General features: G+C 62.5%; 15 protein-coding genes and 1 pseudogene. 5 read left to right on the top strand and 11 right to left on the bottom strand.

Annotation, left to right across the window (positions count from 1 at the left end; all coding sequences use genetic code 11):
• Nucleotides 1-306 precede the first annotated feature (306 nt).
• Nucleotides 307-1185, top strand: a complete 879-nt coding sequence (locus HDG32_RS30000; protein ID WP_184072865.1) for a LysR family transcriptional regulator — start codon at nucleotides 307-309, stop codon at nucleotides 1183-1185.
• A gap of 4 nt (nucleotides 1186-1189) precedes the next feature.
• Here the strand turns inward: HDG32_RS30000 and HDG32_RS29995 are convergent, their stop codons facing one another.
• Both HDG32_RS29995 and HDG32_RS29990 read right to left on the bottom strand, forming a co-directional pair.
• The gene (locus HDG32_RS29995) at nucleotides 1190-1441 is read right to left on the bottom strand and encodes a hypothetical protein (RefSeq protein WP_184072863.1); all 252 of its coding nucleotides are present in this window, start codon (nucleotides 1439-1441) and stop codon (nucleotides 1190-1192) included.
• A 40-nt stretch (nucleotides 1442-1481) separates the two neighbouring features.
• Nucleotides 1482-2003: a lecithin retinol acyltransferase family protein gene (locus tag HDG32_RS29990; RefSeq protein WP_184072861.1), complete on the bottom strand. Its 522-nt coding sequence runs from the start codon at nucleotides 2001-2003 to the stop codon at nucleotides 1482-1484.
• A 449-nt stretch (nucleotides 2004-2452) separates the two neighbouring features.
• Here HDG32_RS29990 and HDG32_RS29985 point away from each other — a divergent pair, with 449 nt between their 5' ends.
• Nucleotides 2453-2740, top strand: a complete 288-nt coding sequence (locus HDG32_RS29985; protein WP_090807566.1) for a hypothetical protein — start codon at nucleotides 2453-2455, stop codon at nucleotides 2738-2740.
• Nucleotides 2741-2745: 5 nt separating this feature from the next.
• On the top strand, nucleotides 2746-3516 hold the full coding sequence (locus tag HDG32_RS29980) for a protein phosphatase 2C domain-containing protein (RefSeq protein ID WP_184072859.1): 771 nt from the start codon (nucleotides 2746-2748) through the stop codon (nucleotides 3514-3516).
• A 45-nt stretch (nucleotides 3517-3561) separates the two neighbouring features.
• Here HDG32_RS29980 and HDG32_RS29975 read toward each other — a convergent pair whose 3' ends face one another.
• The 9 genes from HDG32_RS29975 to HDG32_RS29935 form a co-directional block, all read right to left on the bottom strand.
• Nucleotides 3562-4917 (bottom strand): sigma-54-dependent Fis family transcriptional regulator, encoded by a 1356-nt coding sequence (locus HDG32_RS29975; RefSeq protein ID WP_184072857.1) that lies wholly within the window; start codon nucleotides 4915-4917, stop codon nucleotides 3562-3564.
• Nucleotides 4914-7982 carry a peptidase domain-containing ABC transporter gene (locus HDG32_RS29970; RefSeq protein ID WP_184072855.1) on the bottom strand — a complete coding sequence of 1023 codons (3069 nt, stop codon included), beginning with the start codon at nucleotides 7980-7982 and terminating at the stop codon, nucleotides 4914-4916. The genes HDG32_RS29975 and HDG32_RS29970 overlap by 4 nt, the downstream gene beginning before the upstream one ends.
• Nucleotides 7983-8021: 39 nt before the next feature.
• On the bottom strand, nucleotides 8022-8774 hold the full coding sequence (locus HDG32_RS29965; RefSeq protein WP_184024541.1) for a peptidylprolyl isomerase: 753 nt from the start codon (nucleotides 8772-8774) through the stop codon (nucleotides 8022-8024).
• Nucleotides 8775-8811: 37 nt separating this feature from the next.
• On the bottom strand, nucleotides 8812-10185 hold the full coding sequence (locus HDG32_RS29960) for an HlyD family efflux transporter periplasmic adaptor subunit (RefSeq protein WP_184072853.1): 1374 nt from the start codon (nucleotides 10183-10185) through the stop codon (nucleotides 8812-8814).
• Nucleotides 10163-12775 carry an FHA domain-containing protein gene (locus HDG32_RS29955; RefSeq protein ID WP_184072851.1) on the bottom strand — a complete coding sequence of 871 codons (2613 nt, stop codon included), beginning with the start codon at nucleotides 12773-12775 and terminating at the stop codon, nucleotides 10163-10165. Before HDG32_RS29955 ends, HDG32_RS29960 begins: the two co-directional genes overlap by 23 nt.
• Nucleotides 12776-13014: 239 nt before the next feature.
• The gene (locus HDG32_RS29950; protein WP_221307908.1) at nucleotides 13015-14391 is read right to left on the bottom strand and encodes an efflux transporter outer membrane subunit; all 1377 of its coding nucleotides are present in this window, start codon (nucleotides 14389-14391) and stop codon (nucleotides 13015-13017) included.
• Between the two features lie 349 nt (nucleotides 14392-14740).
• Nucleotides 14741-15019 carry a hypothetical protein gene (locus HDG32_RS29945; protein WP_184072849.1) on the bottom strand — a complete coding sequence of 93 codons (279 nt, stop codon included), beginning with the start codon at nucleotides 15017-15019 and terminating at the stop codon, nucleotides 14741-14743.
• Between the two features lie 251 nt (nucleotides 15020-15270).
• Nucleotides 15271-15708: a DUF4399 domain-containing protein gene (locus HDG32_RS29940; RefSeq protein WP_090807583.1), complete on the bottom strand. Its 438-nt coding sequence runs from the start codon at nucleotides 15706-15708 to the stop codon at nucleotides 15271-15273.
• A 46-nt stretch (nucleotides 15709-15754) separates the two neighbouring features.
• Nucleotides 15755-16258 (bottom strand): DUF4399 domain-containing protein, encoded by a 504-nt coding sequence (locus HDG32_RS29935; protein ID WP_184024527.1) that lies wholly within the window; start codon nucleotides 16256-16258, stop codon nucleotides 15755-15757.
• A gap of 312 nt (nucleotides 16259-16570) precedes the next feature.
• Between HDG32_RS29935 and HDG32_RS37330 the strand changes: the two are divergent.
• Nucleotides 16571-17401, top strand: a pseudogene (locus tag HDG32_RS37330) (caspase domain-containing protein); the annotation flags it as partial.
• A gap of 105 nt (nucleotides 17402-17506) precedes the next feature.
• Nucleotides 17507-18607 carry a formylglycine-generating enzyme family protein gene (locus tag HDG32_RS37325; RefSeq protein WP_409340059.1) on the top strand — a complete coding sequence of 367 codons (1101 nt, stop codon included), beginning with the start codon at nucleotides 17507-17509 and terminating at the stop codon, nucleotides 18605-18607.
• The last annotated feature ends 2 nt before the right edge of the window (nucleotides 18608-18609 follow it).

Raw genomic sequence — 18609 nt, 5'->3', positions numbered from 1 at the left:
TGCACGAGCCGACGGCTTACCTGGACGAACGTCGGCAGAACATGTCGAGCATTCCATCTGGACAGTCAACTTCTCACCACCTACATCGAGGCAATCCGTGGCGGCCGTTCACCGTTGCTCACAATTGCCGGCTCTTCATTGCCGACTCGCCACCGCGCGTCTGGCGCGGCGCCGCGCATGCGATGGCCCCCGTCGATGTGGCCCTAGTGTCGCACAATTCGACTGGCGAATAACAGACAGGGAGTCGGCGAAGTGGGCCGATGGTGATAAGTTAGCCCACTCACAAGAAAATCTTGTATCTGCACCATGAGACCGTATCTTCCGCTCAACGCGCTGCGCGCGTTCGAATCGTCCGCGCGGCATCTGAGCTTCACGCGCGCGGCGCAAGAGCTGAACGTGACCCAAGCCGCGGTCAGCCAGCAGGTCCGCTCGCTGGAGGAGCGGCTCGGCACCGCGCTATTCAAGCGTTTGCCGCGCGGCCTCGCGATGACCGACGAAGGGCTCGCGCTGCGCCCGGTGCTGTCCGACGCGTTCGATCGTATCGAGGCGGTGCTCAAGCAGTTCGACGGCGGGCATTTTCACGAGGTGCTGACGGTCGGTGTGGTCGGCACGTTCGCGGTCGGCTGGCTGATGCCGCGCCTGAAGTCGTTTCGCGACGCGCATCCGTTCGTCGAGCTGCGGCTGCTGACCAATAACAACCTCGTCGACCTCGCGACCGAGGGCCTCGATTTCGCGATCCGTTTCGGCGACGGCACGTGGCCCGGCTCGCTCGCCACCAAACTGCTCGACGCGCCGCTCGCGCTGCTCTGCACGCCCGCGATCGCCGCGCGCCTCGCACGGCCCGACGATCTCGCCAACGAAACGCTGCTGCGCTCGTACCGCATGGACGACTGGATGAACTGGTTCGCGGCCGCGGGCATCGCGCCGCGGCCGGTGCGCGGACCGGTGTTCGATTCGTCGCGGTTGATGGTGGAAGCGGCGATACAGGGCGCGGGCATCGCGCTCGTGCCTGCGTTGATGTTCGAACGGGAGATCAATACCGGGCGTCTGGTGCGCCCGTTCGACGTCGAGGTCAAGGCGGGCAGTTACTGGCTGACCTGCCTGAAGGGCAAGCCGATGACGCCGGCGATGTTGCTGTTCAGTCAGTGGCTCGCCAAGGAAGCGGCCACGGCGGGTCACGCATGAGTTCCTACGCGGCCGTGCGGCAATACCCGTTCATCGCGGGCCGCTCGGCTTGCGGCGGGAACACGTTCCACGAACCGTCGCCGTGGCGGAAGAAGAAAATCGACAGCAATCCTTCCGGCTTCGACGCCTGCACACATACATAGCGTTGCTGTTGCGACGCGCGATGGCAGAACCGCACCACGCGCGCGGGCATCGACGGCGTGGGTGCGAGCCATTTGTCGACGGCCCAGTGCAAGCTTTTTTCTGCGGCTACCATGATGTTCTCCTCGAATCGTCCCGTTCCTGACGCGCTGCGTTCACGCGAGTTGCGCGAGTTGCGCCACGCGGTGTTCGTTCCTCGCCCCGCTCTCCACAAACGCCTTCACGAGGCACAGCAGTGCGCGCATGCCCGTGCCCGGATGGCGCAAGCAGCAATGCACCTGTTCGCTGCGGCTTTCGCCGAGCAGACACCACGCGCAGAAGTGTTCGCAGTTGTTGGTCAGCAGGCGATAGCGGTTTTCGCCGAGGCGGGAGCGCGCGCGGCGCACCGCATCGGCGCCGACGTAGATCGCGCTCGGCGTCGCGCGAACCGACAGCGAATGGCCGGCGGCGAAGCGCGCGAGTTCGACTTCCTCGACCGGTCCGGGATGCGCGGAGGCCGCAAAGCCCGAGTAGTGCACGACGCGGCCGTTGCCGACATAGATGCCGTGATGTTCGTAGCCGTTGCGTTGCGTGACCAGGTGCGCGCCGATCGGCAGATCGATCGTCGATGATGCGGTGTCGCAAGCGGCTGCGGATTGCGGGTCGTCGTCGCGTGTATCGAGCGTTTGGGTGTTCATGGCTGGCCTCGTTCGCATTCCAACACTGTTGCGACAGCTTTTGCATCATCCGGGCCAGGCGCCGGAAAACCCCTGTTTACAGGGTTGACGGCCGATCGAGCGGTTTTCTGAAGAGGTAGATGTCAGGACGGGACCAACAGAAATCGCGCTGCTCTGTTGGTGTGCGACGCTCATTTGCGAGCCGTGTCGCGGGTTGATTTCAACTGCATGGAGAACCCGTGGGACCCCGCCGAATGTGTTGGGTCTCACACCTGTTCGAATGTGGGCTTGTTGGCCGCGAGCCGACCGATCGCGTCGACCGCGTTCGTGGTAAGGCCGCGCAAGCCGCGCCAGTCAATGCGCCGCGGGCTTCGCGTCGAATCCGCCCCCGATTGGCATGGCCTTTGCACCATCTGGTGCAGAGTCCATTCAGCCGCGCGCATTGCGCACGCGACCAACCGGAGAACGACATGTCCTGCATCAAATTGAACGACCTCTCGCTGAACCTCGCGCTCGATCGCAAAGCGATGGCGGCGATTCGCGGTGGCGGCGGCGCGCCGTGGATCTATGGCTGGATTCAGCCGTACGTGCCGCAAACGCCGAGCATTGGGCCGGTGGTCAATCTGTACGAGGTCTCCAACAACTTCTATGCTAACCAGATGATCAACCAGTTCCAGTCGGTCGACGTACGCAACACCGGCGCGAACGCAAACCTCACCGTGTCTCCGGACGCACGCAACCGAAACGATATGGTGTAGCCGTTGTGACATGCGAGAGCCAATTTCGCTGGACGTCGTCCGCGCGTTCCGACCCGGGACGGGTCCGCGAAATCAACGAAGATGCCTGCCTCGACGAGCCCGAAGCGGGACGCTGGGCTGTCGCCGATGGGATGGGCGGTCACGCGGTCGGCGACGTTGCCAGCCGCACCGTGATCGACGCGTTGACTCAACTGGCCGCGCCGCACGGCCTCAGAATGCTGATCGCCGATGTGCGCGCGCGTCTGCAAACCGCGAACCGTCAATTGCGCGACGAAGCCGCGCGCCGCCAGGTGCAGCGCATCGGCAGCACCGTGGTCGTGCTGCTTGCATGCGATCGCTTCTGCGGCTACGTGTGGGCCGGCGACAGCCGCATCTACCTGTACCGCGCGGGGCAATTGCGGCAACTGACGCGCGATCACAGCCAGGTCGAGGAGCTGCGCTCGCTCGGCGTCATCACCGACGAAGAGGCGCGCCATCATCCCGCGCAACACATGATCACGCGCGCGGTCGGGGCAACGGATTCGCTCGAACTCGACGACGACGCGATCGAAGTCGCCGACGGCGACGTGTTCCTGTTGTGCAGCGACGGTCTCAGCAACGAACTGAGCGACGACGAGATCGTCGACGTGCTGACCACGGCGGAGCGCGAAAACGCATGTTGCGAACTCGTCGACCTCGCGCTCGCGCGCGGCGGGCGCGACAACATCACCGCAGTGGTCGTCGAAGCGCGGGACCCGAATGCGGCGGACAAGACCTTGCTGAACCCGGCCCCTTGATGATCTTCAGGCGCGCGTTTCACCGAGCGTTCAGTGGTCGTTCACTCAGCCTTCGTCGTCTTCCTCGTCGCGCTCGTTCGCGCCGTTCTTCGTGGGCGGCGCATTGCGATTGCGGAAATCCTTCGAGTGCAGGCCGTGCTTTTTCAGCAGCATCTGCAAGTGCGAGCGATTCATATCGATGCGCCGCGCCAGTTCGGCGACGGTCCCGCTGACTTCACGCAGTCCGCGTTCGAGGAACGCTTTTTCGGCGTCGTCGCTGGCCGCCCGCTTCGCGTCGCTCAACGACATCAGATTCGCGACGCTGATCGGCTGCTCGCCGCTCGCCTGTCCGCCCTCCGCCTGCGCCGCCGCCGAACCGGGTGCGGCGGGTCGCATATCGAGCGGCAAATGCTCGACGTCGGCCATGTCTGCAGCCAGACACGAGATGCGGTACATCACGTTGCGCAATTCGCGAATGTTGCCCGGATACGCGTAGCTCAATAGAAAGTCCCGCAAACGCGGCGTCAACCTGACTGGCCGGCGTTTCAGCGTGCCCGCCGCTTCGTCGCCGAACCACGCAATCAGCAACGGAATTTCGTCGCGCCGTTCGCGCAGCGGCGGCAACGTCACGTGAATCACGCTGAGCCGGTAGAACAGATCCTCGCGAAACCGGCCTTCCTCGCTGAGCTTGCGCAGATTGCGATTGGTCGCCGCGACGATGCGCGTATCGACCGCGATCGTTTCGTCGGAGCCGACGCGTTGAATCTCGTGCGCCTCGAGCACACGCAGCAGCTTGACCTGGCCCGCGAGCGGCAACTCGCCGATTTCGTCGAGAAAGATCGTACCCGTATGCGCGCTTTCGAATTTGCCCTTGCGGTCGTTCGACGCGCCGGTGAATGCGCCCTTGCGATGCCCGAATAGTTCGGATTCGAGCAGATTGTCCGGAATCGCGCCGCAGTTCACCGAAATGAACGGCTTGTCCGCACGCGAGCCGTTCGCGTGAATCACTTTCGCCATCAGCTCCTTGCCGGTGCCGCTTTCTCCATCGATCAACACCGGCAAATCGGTTGGCGCCGCTTTTTCCGCGATTTCGAGCGATTCGAGCAAACGCGGGTTGTCGCCGAACGTGCCCTCGAAAATGAAGCTGCGTTCGAGCAGTGCCTTGCGGCGCGCACCGCGCGATTGCTCCGCGCTCGTCTGCGGCTCGCCCGCGGTGGCCGCCTGCACGAAGCGCTCCTTGTGCGAAAGCTGCATCACTTCGTCGCGCAACGACGTGGCCTGCCTCAGCAGCTTGTCGATATCGGCGCGTTCGAGCCGCGACGACCAGCGCAACGTGGAGCGCAGGATCTCGATCCGCTCGATCAGTCCCGCATACGATATCGCGGGACTCGCCTCTTCAATCTGGTCGAGTATCTTCATCATGATGCGCTCAACTGTTTCTGCACGAGCTGATAGTACATGCCGCCGCGCTGGATCAGCTCCTCGTGACGGCCCTGTTCGACGATCGCCCCTTCATACAGCACGAGAATCTTGTCCGCGCGCATGATCGTGCTGAGCCGATGCGCGATGATCACCGCCGTGCGGCCCTTCAGGATGTCGTGCATGTTGCCGAGAATATTGCTTTCCGATTGCGAGTCGAGCGCCGACGTCGCCTCGTCGAACACGAGCAGACGCGGATCGTGATACAACGCACGCGCAATGCAAAGCCGCTGGATTTGACCGCCCGACAAACCGATGCCGCGCTCGCCGACGATCTGCTCATAACCGAGCGGCATCTTGCTGATGAAGCCATGCGCGTCGGCCATTTTCGCGACTTCCTCGATGCGGCGGCGCTCCGGCGCGTCGTCCCCGCTTGCGATGTTCTCGGCGATCGTGCCCGAGAACAGCAGATTGCTTTGCATCACGTAGCCGATTTGCGCGCGGAAATAAGTCTTGTCGATCACGCCGGAGTCATAGCCGTCGATCATCATTTTCCCTTCGCTCGGCTGATAGAAGCCAACCAGCAGCTTCGCGAGCGTGGTTTTTCCCGACCCGCTGCGCCCGACGATCGCGACCAGTTCACCCGGCTTGATATCGAAGCTGATGTTCTCCAGCACATAAGCGGAATCCTCCTCGCCATAGCGGAAGTACACGCCTTGCAGGCTGATTTCGCCTTGCAGCTCCGGCAGCATCACGCGCGAGGGCAAATCCTGCGGCTTCTGTTCGGGCTCGATATCGAGCACATCGCCGAGCCGTTCCATCGCGACACCCGCATCGTTGAGCATGCTCCACAAGCCGACGAGACCCATCAGCGGACTCAATACGCTGCCCATGAATGCATTGAACGCGATCAGCTGACCGATCGTCAATTCACGCGCGAGTACCAGATTCGCGCCGACCCAAAGAATCGCAATCGTCGTTGCCGCATTCAGCAATTGACTGCCGAAGCCGACCAGAATATTGAATGCGTGAGCGCGATACTGCAATTCGAGCGCCTTTGCGTATTTCTTCTCCCAGCGCAACCGTACCGGCCGCTCGATGCCCATGCCCTTGACGGTCTCGACGCCGGCCAGAGCTTCCATCAGGAACGACTTCGCCTCGGTCGACGCCGTGAACACCTCGCGTGCGTAGCCCTTGATCTTCGGCGTCGCGATCACCGTGAGCCCCATGATCGGAATGACGAACGCGATCAACACCAGCGTCATCTTCACGTTGTACACGAACATGATCGTGAAGTAGATGAAGATCATCAGCAGATTCAGCGCGGTCGTCACGGTGGATTCGGTCAGGAACGCGCGGATCGTCTGGTTTTCCTGAAAGCGCGCGAAGATATCGCCGGTCTTGCGCTTCGCGAAGAACGAGAACGGCAGCGACAACGTATGCTTGAAGAACTGCGACATCATCGCGAAGTCCATGTTGCGAACCATGAAGTTCGCCAGATACGCGCGAATCGTCGACATCAGCTGCGTGAAGACATTGGAGATGATGAGCCCGCCGATCAGCATATGCAGCAGACTGACGTTCTGATGCACGATCACGCCGTCCAGAATGTTCTGAATGATCAGCGGTGGAATCACGCCGAGCACCTGAATCACGAAGGTCGCCAGAAACAGATAGCCGAGTATCTTGCGGTACGGCTTCAGATAGCCGACAAAGCGAATCCACGGCGAGCGCTCGGCCGACATCTGCAGCAGCTGCGATCCGCCGGTAAACAATAGGCAGGTGCCGCTCCACCCACGTTCGAAATCTTCGACGCTCAGCTTTCTGAAACCGAGTGCCGGGTCCGCCACCCAGACATGGTCTTTCGACAGCCCGTACACGACCACATAGTGATAGCCCTCCCAATGCACGATGAACGGCAGATCGAAGCCGCGCAGCGAATCGAACGTGCATTGCACGCCGCGCGTCGTGAAGCCGAGCGACTCGCCCGCGCGCGCGAGGCTGTCGAGCGTCGCACCCTGCGTCGTCACGTTCGCGAGTTCGCGCAATTTGCCGAGCGTCATCGGAATGCCGTAATGGCGGCAGATCATCGCGAGACACGCGGCGCCGCAATCCATCTCCTCGGCCTGCTCGACGAGCGCGAAACGCCGGATGATCTTCTCGCCGAGTTCCGGTTTGCTCTGCAGGTCGAGCATCAACGGCAGCTTGCGCCGCTGCTCGAGCCGCTTTTGCCGCTGTAATTCGCGGTCGCCATAGCGGATGCGCTCGTCGAGCACTTCTCGCAGTTTCGGATTGCGCTCGAGAATGAAATGAACGGTGCGCTCGGGGATGACCAGCAGCCGCGTGTCGGTGGTTGCAACGACCGATGCCATCTGTTCCTGGCGCATCAGGCACGCCTTCTCGCCGAATATCTCCCCTTTGCCGAGCGTCGCGAGCGTATAGTCGTGGCCCTCCTCCTGCCGCACGATGCGCACCTGGCCTTGCCGCACCACATAAAGCCGCCTGTCGTCGCGGCCCTCCTGTTTCAGAATCTCCTTGCCGGCAGCGACCCGTTTTGCGCCGACGCTGCGCACGTACTCTTCGAGTTCCGCCTTGTTCAGCTTGCCGCGCAGATCGAACAATTGCGCGACGAAGCCCCCGGCCGAATTGATTGCCACATAGCTGGCGACGAACGCCAACGCGGCGGCGTTGCCCGCCATCACCGGTTCGATCGCGCTGCGCGGAATGAACAGCACTTCGGTCTTGCCCGACGAGCGTACCGACGCTTCGTGAACGTACGAGCGCAACATCGCAATGTCGGCAAAGATCTCGCCCGACTTGCGCACGCCCATGCTGGATTCCTTGCCGTGCTCCTCGGTGAAGATTCGTACCGTGCCCGAGCGGATCACGTAGAGACCTTCGGCCACTTCGCCGGCCGAGCACACCGTTTCGCCGAACGAATAGAACTTTGCCTGCGCGTACTCGGCAAGCCGCTCGATTTCGTCGCGCGAGAACGGCGACAGGATCTCCACCGAAGCGAGAAATTCGGCGGTGGAAGGCGCGGATGGCGCGGTCTGGAGGGCGTCCATGTATCGGTGAGCCTCGCTTTATCGGGCGCTATTCGGGCACTAGCGCGCTTCGATCACGTGTTCCTGGGCGCGGGCGATGAGCCAGCTCTCGCGCAGCAAACGACGGATTTCGGTGGCCACGTCGGCATCGAGCGTGGCCGGATATTTGGCCGTGACCGCGAAGATCTCGAAACACGAACGGTCGGCCGACGGAAACGGCCCAAGCAGATCGCCGACCGCCGCATTGAAGATCTTCGCCTCGATATCGGGCTTCAGCGAACCGCGCAGTACCTTGCCGATCACGCCGCCCGACTCGCGCGTATCGGCAATCGAATGCTCGCGCGCCATCTCGCCGAAGGCGTCGGGGTCGTCGTGCAGGTACGAGATCATTTCCTTCGCCTTGCCTTCGCTATCGAGCACGATATGGCTGACTTCGATCGCGTCGAACTTCGGTGAATTCAGCGCGAAGTAATCATGGATCGCCGCGTCGTTACCGATGTCGTCGAGCATCTTCTCCTGATAAAGCCCGTCGGTAATGAACGCCTCGAATTCGTCGAGGCTCACGTGCAGCGCGTCGAGATAATGATTCATGTCCGCCGCGCGATGCAGCCCGCGCACGCGGCGAAACTGGTCCGCGCGCTGCTGGATTTCGTCGGCGCTGACGGCGACGCCCTGCTTCTTCGCCGCATGGACGGTAAGCTTGTCGCGCACGATCTGCTCGACCAGGCTCTCGAACTGGCCGGTCAGTTTCAGAAGACGAATGAACTCGTCCACGTCCACGACTTCGTCATCGATACGCACTATCGCGGTCATTTGCTCGGCTCCTTTCGTGGATGTTTGATTCGCGCGCTCAACCCGCCACCTCTCTGAACGGATCGAGACCGAGGTCGATCAGGCGCCGCTCGCGCACGACGATTTCCGCATTGGCGGTCATGCCGTAACGCAGCGGATAACGCGTGCCGGCCACCTGGTAGTAGTCCTTGTCCAGCGTGACACGGCCTTCGTAGACCGGTTGCTTGTCCTGCGCGGATGGCTTCGTGGCCGGCGAGATATATGCGAGCGTGCCGCTGATCAACCCGTAGCGCTGGTAAGGAAACGCATTGAACTTCAATTTGACAGGCAGGCCCACGTGCAGAAAGGCGCGGTCGTGTTCGGAGATTTCGATCTTCAGCACGGGCCGCGCGTCTTTTGGCGCAATGCCGCCGAGCGGTGCATTCGCCTGAATCTTGTCGCCGCGCTGCGTCGACGTGACGTCGGTGATCACGCCTGAAACCGGCGCGAGAATCAGCAGAAAATTGTCTTTATCGATGTTCTCGAAACGCACCCGCGCGGCGGCATCGGCTTCGAGGCGCGCGCTTTGCAGTTGCACGCGCAGTTTGTCTTCCGCATCGGTGATGTCGCGCACCGCCTGATCGTATTGCAGCTGCAGATCGGTGCTTTGCTGGCCGCTCGTCGCGAGTTGCGCATTGGCCTGCGCGTATTCATGGCTCAGACGAAAGTCGAGCTCGGCCAGCTTCGACTGCGCGACACGGTAAGCGTTATCCGCTTCGAGCGCGGCCGTGCGTTTCTGCTCGACCTGTAATTCGGCAATGCCACCGCCGCCCGGCTGCGCGAACAGCCGCGAATAGCGATCGAGTTCCTGATTCGCCGCTTCGCGCGTGCGGCGCGCGTTGTCGAGCGAGCTGCGCGCTTCGTCGAGTTCGGCCTTCTGCCCTTCGGCAAGCTTCGTCGTGCCTTCTGAAACGCGATTCTCGTGCAAGCGCTCCTCGACTTCGAGTTGCGCCTTCAACCACGCGGCCTTGCGTTCCATCAACGCCTTCTTCTCCGGGAACTGCTTCCATTCGCGTTCGGCGTCTTCGAGCTTCACTTGTGCCTGTAACGCGTTGCTCGCTGCCTCGATCGCGCCGCGCGCATTGAGCCGCGCGAGCACGTCGCCTTTCGACACCGGCTGCCCCTCGGCGATATACAGATCCGCGAGTTCGCCGTCGATCGGCGTATAGATGCGCCGCACCTCCGATTCCGGCGACAACGTGCCGGGCGCGCTGACGATCACATCCGCGCGGCCGACGAACGACCACAGCAAACCCGACACGACGAGCGCGACCATCGCCCAGATCAGCGCGCGCGCAAGCCGCACCGGCTCGGACGTCAGAATCGCAATGCCTTCGACGCTATGATCTTCGAGCGCCTCCGACAACGGTCTAGGGTGAGGATCGCGTTTCACTCTGATCGCCTCCAATCAACGCGAGCTTCGCTTTCAGCAGCCCAGGGTCCAGCACCATGCGCAACTCGGTCAACGAGCGGCGCTGCAAACTCGCTTCGGCTTCGATATCCGCGAGCAGGCGATCGAAGTCGGCGGGATGATCGGCCTTCAACTGCGTATAGATGCGCATGCCCTGGCGTGCCGCCGTCTGCGCCTCGCTCAGCAGACGCGCCTCGTTGCGAAAGCCCGGCGAGATGCCGGCTTCGAGCCGCTGCGTGCCGCCGATCGGGCCGTTCGCGCGGTACTCTTTCCACAGGCTTTGCGCGCGCACCAGCAGATCTTGCGCATGCGCGAGTGCCTTGTCATGCAATGCGGCCACGTCTTTCTGGAGCGCCTGCACGAACCATGCGTCGGTCCGCGGATCGAGGCTCGCGTAGAACGACAGCAGACGCTGGTCGTAATCTTTCCCGTCACGCGTTTTCCGCAGATCGTTGTATTGATCGGACAACGCCTTCTTGTGCGTCGCTTCGGCCGCGAGCACATCGGACCACGGGCTCGCCGGCATCGACTGCAAATCGTTCAGCGCCTGCTGCGCGTCGCCGCGCTGCCACGCGGCATCGACCGCGTCCTGCCGTTGAACGATGTCCGGCGACGGCAAGCGCGTCGCCGCAAGCTGCTGGAATTGCGCCTGAAAAGGCGGCGTGCTGAAGCGCACCGTTTTCATCATCGCCAACAATGACGTCAATTGACGGCTCAACGCGGCATTCAGCAACCCGGTGTATTGGCGCAAATCGTCGCGCACTCTATCGAGCCCCGCGAGCCGAGGATAACGCTGCGCGTAATCGTCGAGTACCGGCGGCAGCGCCTCGGGTTTGTCGCGCGAAAGTTCGGTATGAATTACGCCATTGAGCCGATCGATCGCGGCGACGTACACCGAATCGTCGCTTTCGAGCTTGCGCAGATGGCTGAGCGTGTGTGCGTAGGGCTCCGCGAAGACCGGCACGTAACTCGCAATCCGATCGAGCGCGCGCTGGTGACTCGCCGCGTCATCGTCCCAGCGGTGCAGCAGACCGTTGATCGTCGCTTCGTCCGTATACATGCGGATTGGCGCGTCGACGCCGCCACGCGCCGCGACGAAGCGTTCGAGATCGCCGACCCATTGCAATTCGCCGACCAGCGACGCGGCATCGGCGTCATTTCCGCTCAACGCCCTCATGTTCTTCAGCAGCGTGTCGGCCTGGTCGAACTGCGCTTTTTGCACGGCTTCGATCCAGCCCGGCAAGTTCGCTTTCAACAACGCCTCGCTCGCGAGCGAGCTGATTTTCGTGTCCGCCGGATGCGTGGCCAGATAGCCGCGCGCCATCGTGAGGGCGCTCGAGTAATCACCGCTCGCGAGCAGGCTTTTCAACTCCCGTTCCGATGAACCGTGCAGATAAAGGCCCACGCCAAGCGCAACCACGATCGCGATACCCGCTGCGCCCCATGCCGCCGCGCGCCGCACATTGGTGCGCTCGCCGTCCGCTAACGCCTTGTGGAGTTCGCCGGCGACCATCTTCCAGCGACGCGGCTTACCTCTTGCCGCGCTTTTAGCTTTGCCGCTTCTTTCGTTCGCGCCGTCTCTCGTATCGGCGGGATGCCCCGCCTGCGCACCTTTGGCGCCCTGCGCGCCATTTGCCGTCCCTACTCCGTCACGCTTCGCGCGCGCGGAGCCCGGCTGCGCAGCTTCATTCACTTCGTCTTCGCGTTGCAGCGCCGGATCGACGCAAAAGATGTCGAGAAACGAATGCGCAGCGCCGACGAAGGTCGTCTTGTCGGCATCGGCGGCACTGTCGACAGCGGGCTGAAGAGAGAGCTGGGTCACGGTGGGTTCGACGTCGGCGGAGTTCTGTAGCGACACCCTGTAGACGAAGTGGTCGCCGCCAAATGCAACGACGTCGCCCTCCGCTAGTGCAAGCGCCGATTCGCCGATCCGCTGTCCATTCACGAACGTGCCGTTGGTGCTGCCGAGATCCTCGACATACAACTCGCCGCCCTTCAGAAACAGGTGCGCATGGCGCCGGGAAATGTAATTGACCTGGTGCGGATAACGGTCTTTGTAGCGCGAGAAAACCTCGTCCGTTTTACTGATCAGAAATGGAAAAGCCAGTACGTCGACCGGCTGCAGACCCAGGTCATCGCGCTGCGGCACCAGCAATAGATGAATGAGGGGAGAAGCGCTTCCACCGGTGACGACGCGCGCGCGCGGCTCGATGCCGACGCGATAGCGCAGTTCACCGCCAAAGCAGAGTTCATCGCCGGCGCGTACACGCGCGGGGGTTTGTCGCACCGCGATGCCGTTGACCGTCGTGCCGTTCTTGCTGCCGAGATCGGCAACATAAATCGCGCCATGCTCGATGAAAACGCGCGCATGTCGGCGCGAGAGAGCGGCGGTCCATGGTGCGGGATAGTCGCTGAACGGCGCTTCGCTGCGGCCGATGGCGAACAGGTTGTCGACGATGCGAATGGCGTCGAGCGCGGGGCGCTGTGCGCAGGCAACCGGTGACAACACCACGTCGAAGGCAGCGTCCACTGTCACGCGCATTTCAGCAATCGGAGCTTCGCCGGTGGCCATTTTATCTGGATCGCTAAGCGTTTACCTGCCGCGGCGGGAACGCGGGGCGAACTGGACGAAGAACAACGGCGCAACGATATTGTCGTGAAGAGCCACGCAAACGCTGACCCCTAAAGGATTGTAAGTCACGCATCGAGAGTGTCAATTTGGATATCGCCGGATGAGAAGACCGCGGATAAGCCGTCAGCCGACGAAATACCCGCGCGGTACGCCAACTCGTGGATTAGCTCAATGTTTCGTTACTTCTCTTTGACCTGCGCTTGCACGTCGACACCTGGCCATCCGCCGCCGAGCGCCTTATAAAGCGTTACCGTGTCGGACAGAATCAATTGGTGGTTTTCCAGCAACGCCTGTTGCGCCTCCAGCAAGGTCCGCTCGTCTTCGAATACTTCGAGTTGCGACACGACGCCAAGGCGCAGTTGCGACTGGATCTGATCAGCGACGATCTGCAGGCGCGACACCTGCTGCAGCAATTCCGCGTGCTGCGCCTTATGGGCACTCAGATTGACGAGCGCGTTCTCCACTTCCTCGAATGCGCCCATCACGGCCACGCGATATTGCTGCTCGGCGACTTTCGATTGCGCCTCGGTCACCTTCACATGTGCGCGCACGCCCGGATCGAACAGCGGAAAATTGATGCTCGGCATCAGGCCGAACGTGAACGACTTCAGCAGCTGATTAAGCGCGTAACTTGCCGTGCCGCCTTGCGCGGTGAGGCCGATGCTCGGCAATTGCGCGAGCTTCGACTGACCGACGAGGTCATAGGCCTCGAGCACCCTGAATTCGGCCGCCACCACGTCGGGGCGGCGCGACAGCAATTGCGCGGGCAAACCATCGGGCACGCCCGGCAATTTCACGCGCTCCTGTAAATGGCCCTGCGGCACATGGAATTCGCCGGCCGGCACGCCGAGCAACGTGCATAGCGCGTTGTCGGAGACCGCCCGCGATCGGCGCAGATCATAGAGATCGTTGGTGAGCCGGTTGATCTCCGCCTGCTGGCGCAACACCTGCGTTTGCGGCACGAGCCCATTGCGCGCCTGGCCTTCGTAGATCGTCAGGATTTGCTTGTTCGTGGCGATGGTCTTTTGCTGCTGTGCGATCTGGTCGTCGAATTGCAGGATCTGGAAATAGGTACTGGCCACATTCGCGACGAGTTCGAGATACCCCGCGCGCCAATCCGCCTCGCTCGCGTGGAATTCGGCCTTTTGCGCCTGCACGCCTTTTTCGACCTTGCCCCAGATGTCGATGTCCCAGTTCACCTGCAGCGCGAGGTTGTACGTCTTCGTCAAAGGCTGGCCAGTCGTCTTCGTATAGTCGGCGCCGGCACCGAGGTCCACCGTCGGCAATGCGGCCGCGCCTGTCTCGCTGATCTGCGTGTGCGCGACTTCGATACGCGCGGCCAGCACCCGGATATCGAAGTTGCCGTCGATCGCCTTGTCGATCAGCGTATCGAGGTACGGGTCCTGGAAGCCCTTCCACCAATCGCGCTCGATCGTCTCCGCGGCCGATACCGGCGCGCCATTGCGATCCGACCACGATGTCTTGGCCGGCGTGTCCGGGCGTTGATAAGCCGGCATGCTGACGTCGACGCACGCGCTCACTGCCAAAGCGCACATCGTTGCCGCGCAGATCCCGCGCAGTACACGGGCTATGCGGCGAGGCGTCCTGGCTTCAGCAGGAACCCGCTGAAGGTCCAGCGAATCACACGACGAATCGAACGATGACTCCGGCAATGCTGACACGGTGGTCTCCAGTTGCACCCGCCTGTTTCGCGCGAGATGCCCGGTTTTTCAGCCCGAGCCGCTTCCGCGCGGCTTCGGCAATGAAGCGGCGGAAAAGTCGATGCGGGGAGCGGCGGATACGCGAAGGATGCGTGGAAAGGACGATTGGATTAGCGGTCTTTTTGAGCGATGCGCCTGTTGGGGCACGCACACGCGGCCGCCCGGGCCGCGCGTGCGCCGCTCACTACCCGTTGTTGACGTTGCTCGAGTAAATGGTCGGCTGGATGTAGGTGGTCGTACCGCTGACCAGCGCCGAGTCGTTGCCGTTCGCGCTCTGGATGTTCATTTCCGTGTTGATCATCTGCGTCGTGGAGACGTTCTTGATGCTGCTCGGCGCATAGACGGGCGCGTAGCTGAGGTACGACGGCATCGAATAGTAGCCGTTGCCGCCGCGCACGGCGCTCATCGCCTTGCTGTCGAGTTGTTCGGTGTTGGACAGGTCCTTGATCATCAGCGTGTTCATGGCAAATCTCCTGGGAATGGGAAAGCGCATCATCGAGCGTCGGGTTCGAGCAACTTGTCTGCTCGGGCGCTACTGATGCATGGGCTATGCCAGGAGTGCCTTGCTTTCGTCATTCGCGTCCTGAACGCCTTGTAGCAAAGGCCAGGAAGATCGCACCCGCTGTCCCGACGCTGACGAGCGGCAGAGCGAGACCGGTGAATGGTGGATCGCAGCCAACAGCGAGCGCGCCATTGTTGGCTGCTCGATGACAGTCAGCGCGCGATCACCGTGATCTTCTTCGAATACACCGGCGGGTTGTGCGGCATATGCATGTCGTCGCCCATCAACAGCTGCAGCGTATGCTTGCCTGGCGGCAATGAAATCATCGTTTCCGTTTCGCCGGCGCCGAAATGCAGATGATGGCGATCTGAGGGTATCTCCTGATCCATCGGCGGCAGATCGGTATCGATCAGAAGATGATGGTGGCCGGTGTTCGGGTACTTCACGCCTTTCGGCGCGACCCCCATGAAACGCAGACCGAACCACACGCGAAACGGTTTATTGGCGGGCACCACCTGGCCATCGTTCGGATAGCCGATATACGCGTAGGCGCCGGGCGGCGACGGCGTCGCTGCCCACGCGCCCTGCGGCGCGGTCGATACCGTCAGCGCCGCTGCGACGAATGCCGCGGCCGCAATGATCTTCTTCATCAGGACTCTCCGTTCCGGCTTGACCAGTTCGAACGAACGGACCGCGTTAGTTCTTTAGCACGGTGATGGTGATCTTCTTCGAATACACGGGCGGCACGTGCGGCACGTGATTATGGTCGCCGAGAATCAGCTGCAGCGTGTGCTTGCCGGGCGGCAACTCGATGCGCGCGTCGGTTTCGCCCGCGCCGAAATGCAGGTGCTGGCGATCCGATGGAATCTCCTGATCGAGCGCGGGCAAATCCGTGTCGATCAGAAGATGATGGTGGCCGGTATTCGGAAACGCGACGCCCTTCGGACACACGCCCATATTGCGCAGCCCCATGCGCACCCACAGCTTGCCGCCGTGAATCACCGCGCCATCCGACGGCCAGATGATGTACTCCTCGGCCCCCGGCGGAGACGGTGTCCGCTCGGCGCGCGCAACGCCGCCAGTGCCGATACCGAGGCAGACCGCGACGAGCGTCGCGCACACCGCCGCGCGTAATCCGCCGCGACGCGCTTGCGCCGGATCACGACTGCCGAAAAGAAAGGAAACACGGGTTCTTCGCATAGCGCACTCTCCCGAACAGGAGTCATGGCTTGGGCCCGGCTATCGATGACCTTCCGGGTGTTCGAGCGGCACGTCGCGGGTTGAATCCGGCAGGCAGCCACCTAGTTAAAACGACCGTGTGACGTGACTTTGTGAATCAGCTTAGGACGTATCTTGCCAAAAAGATACGCAATGCTCGTTAACCGTATGACGCGTTAAGGACTCCCGGACAGTTGTGACGCAAAGCGCGTGCTATCGTTAATCAAGAGCGCAGGCAGCGCGAGCGTGGTGCACGAATGCCTGAACTCTGTCCGGTACAAACAGGATATAAAGATGTGGCGACAATTCCTGCTGGTGTGCATGGTTGGGGCAATCCAGGCGCAGTGGGACAGTGCCGATGCCGCGACGCAACGTGAAAGCATCGAGCCGAGCCCGGCTTGGGTAGCGAGTCATCCGGCGCGGCCGGCGGACACCGCTTTGCTCCCTTCACCCTTTGCTTCGTCACGCGACGACACGCATTCGCGGCGTGTCGCGCTCGTGATCGGAAATGGCGAGTACGGTGACGCCACTAACCCGATCCGCGCCAACGCGCCGCGCGACGCCGAATCGATCGGCGCTGCGCTCCGTGCGCGTGGCTTCGAAGTCATCACGCGCACGAATGCTACGCCGCCGCAAATGCGCGCGGCCATCGACGAATTTCAACGACGATTGCAAACAGGCGATATCGGAGTGTTCTATTTCGCCGGACACGGCATGCAGGTAGGCGCACAAACGCTGCTTTTGCCGGCGGGACTCGATGCGCGAGCCGACATCCGCGCGCCGGTGTCGCTACTGAATAACGGCGTCGATCTGAATACCGTTTTGCATGCGATGCAATCCGCCCGTGCCGGCCGGCTCAATCTCGTGATTCTCGATACGTGCCTCGACAATCCATTTGCCCCCGCCGCGGTTGCGATCGATAAACCGAGGATCGCTGCCAACACCGTGATTGCCTATGCAACCGCACCGGGCGGTTTCGCGGCGGACGGTCCGCGCCATGGCGTCTATACCGATGCCTTGCTGCAAGCGCTCAACGACGCCGACGCATCGTCCCGATCGCTCGCCGCGCTGTTCCGACAGGTCGGCGCCGAAGTACGCGCCGCTACACGCGGAACGCAGCAACCGTGGCTCTCTGTCGCGCGTTCATCCATTCCCACAAGTGGCGAAGGCGCTATCGAGTCGTCGAATACGTCAGAGCGTCGCGCCATCACGCCGCGCAGTCGCGGCATCATGCCCAAGGAAAGCGGCGAACAATACGAAATCACGTTCTGGGATTCGATCAAGGACAGCAACTACCCAGCCGATTACGAGGCTTATCTGAAGGCCTATCCGAATGGCCGCTTCGCCACACTCGCGCATGCGCGTATCGATCGATTGCGCGCGGCGGCATCGGCTCCCGCGGTGAGCGCCGCGCCGGCTGCACCGCCAGCCGCGCCCGCGACGCAGAGCGGTCACGTCGCGCCACCCACGCCGCCTGCCCACGTCATGCATCCCGCGACGCAAGCCAGCGCAGCCGCGCCGCCACCGCGCCCCGCCGCCGCGCCATCGCCAACGCCGCCCGCCACGGCCGCCGCGGCGCCATTCGCCGAAAAGACCGTCGCCCATCCCCCGACGGCCGGTGAAATCCGCGACTGCGCGGCTTGTCCGGTCATGGTCGCGGTACCCGCCGGCTCGTTCGCAATGGGCAGCAATACCGACGATCCGTCGGAAAAGCCCGTGCATCACGTGAGCATTGGCGCGCCCTTCGCGATCGGTAAATTCCCCGTGACGGTCGAGCAATGGAATGCGTGCGTCGCCGCCGGCGCCTGCCAGAAGCTGACGCCGCAGAGCAATAGCATCAAGACCGCACCCGCGCGTGATCTCAGTTGGGACGACGCGCAGCAGTACGTCAAGTGGCTCGCCAAAACGACCGGCAAACCGTACCGTCTGCCGACCGAAGCCGAATGGGAATACGCGGACCGCGCCGGCACCACGACCGCGTACTGGTGGGGCGAGCAGATGCGCAAGGGCAACGCCAATTGCAAGGACTGCGGCGACCCGTGGCACAAGGAAGGCCCGGAAAACGTCGGCTCGTTCGCCGCGAATCCGCTGGGTCTGTACGACATGAACGGCGGCGTCTGGGAATGGACCGCCGACTGCTGGCACAACACCTATCAGGGCGCGCCCGTCGATGGCCACGCGTGGGACTCGCCCGGCTGCGAGATGCGCGCGATTCGCGGCGGCTCATGGCGCGAAGGCGGCGACTACATGCTCAGCGCGACGCGCTTCAAATACAGCGCGGGCGTGCGCCAATCGCAGAACGGTTTTCGCGTCGTCAAGGATCTGCACTAAAA

It is taken from the genome of Paraburkholderia sp. CI2, from assembly GCF_014201055.1.
In the GTDB taxonomy this organism is placed as follows: Bacteria; Pseudomonadota; Gammaproteobacteria; order Burkholderiales; family Burkholderiaceae; genus Paraburkholderia; species Paraburkholderia tuberum.
The sequence above is the reverse complement of the archived record's forward strand: the minus strand, read 5'-3'. Positions and strand labels throughout refer to the sequence as shown.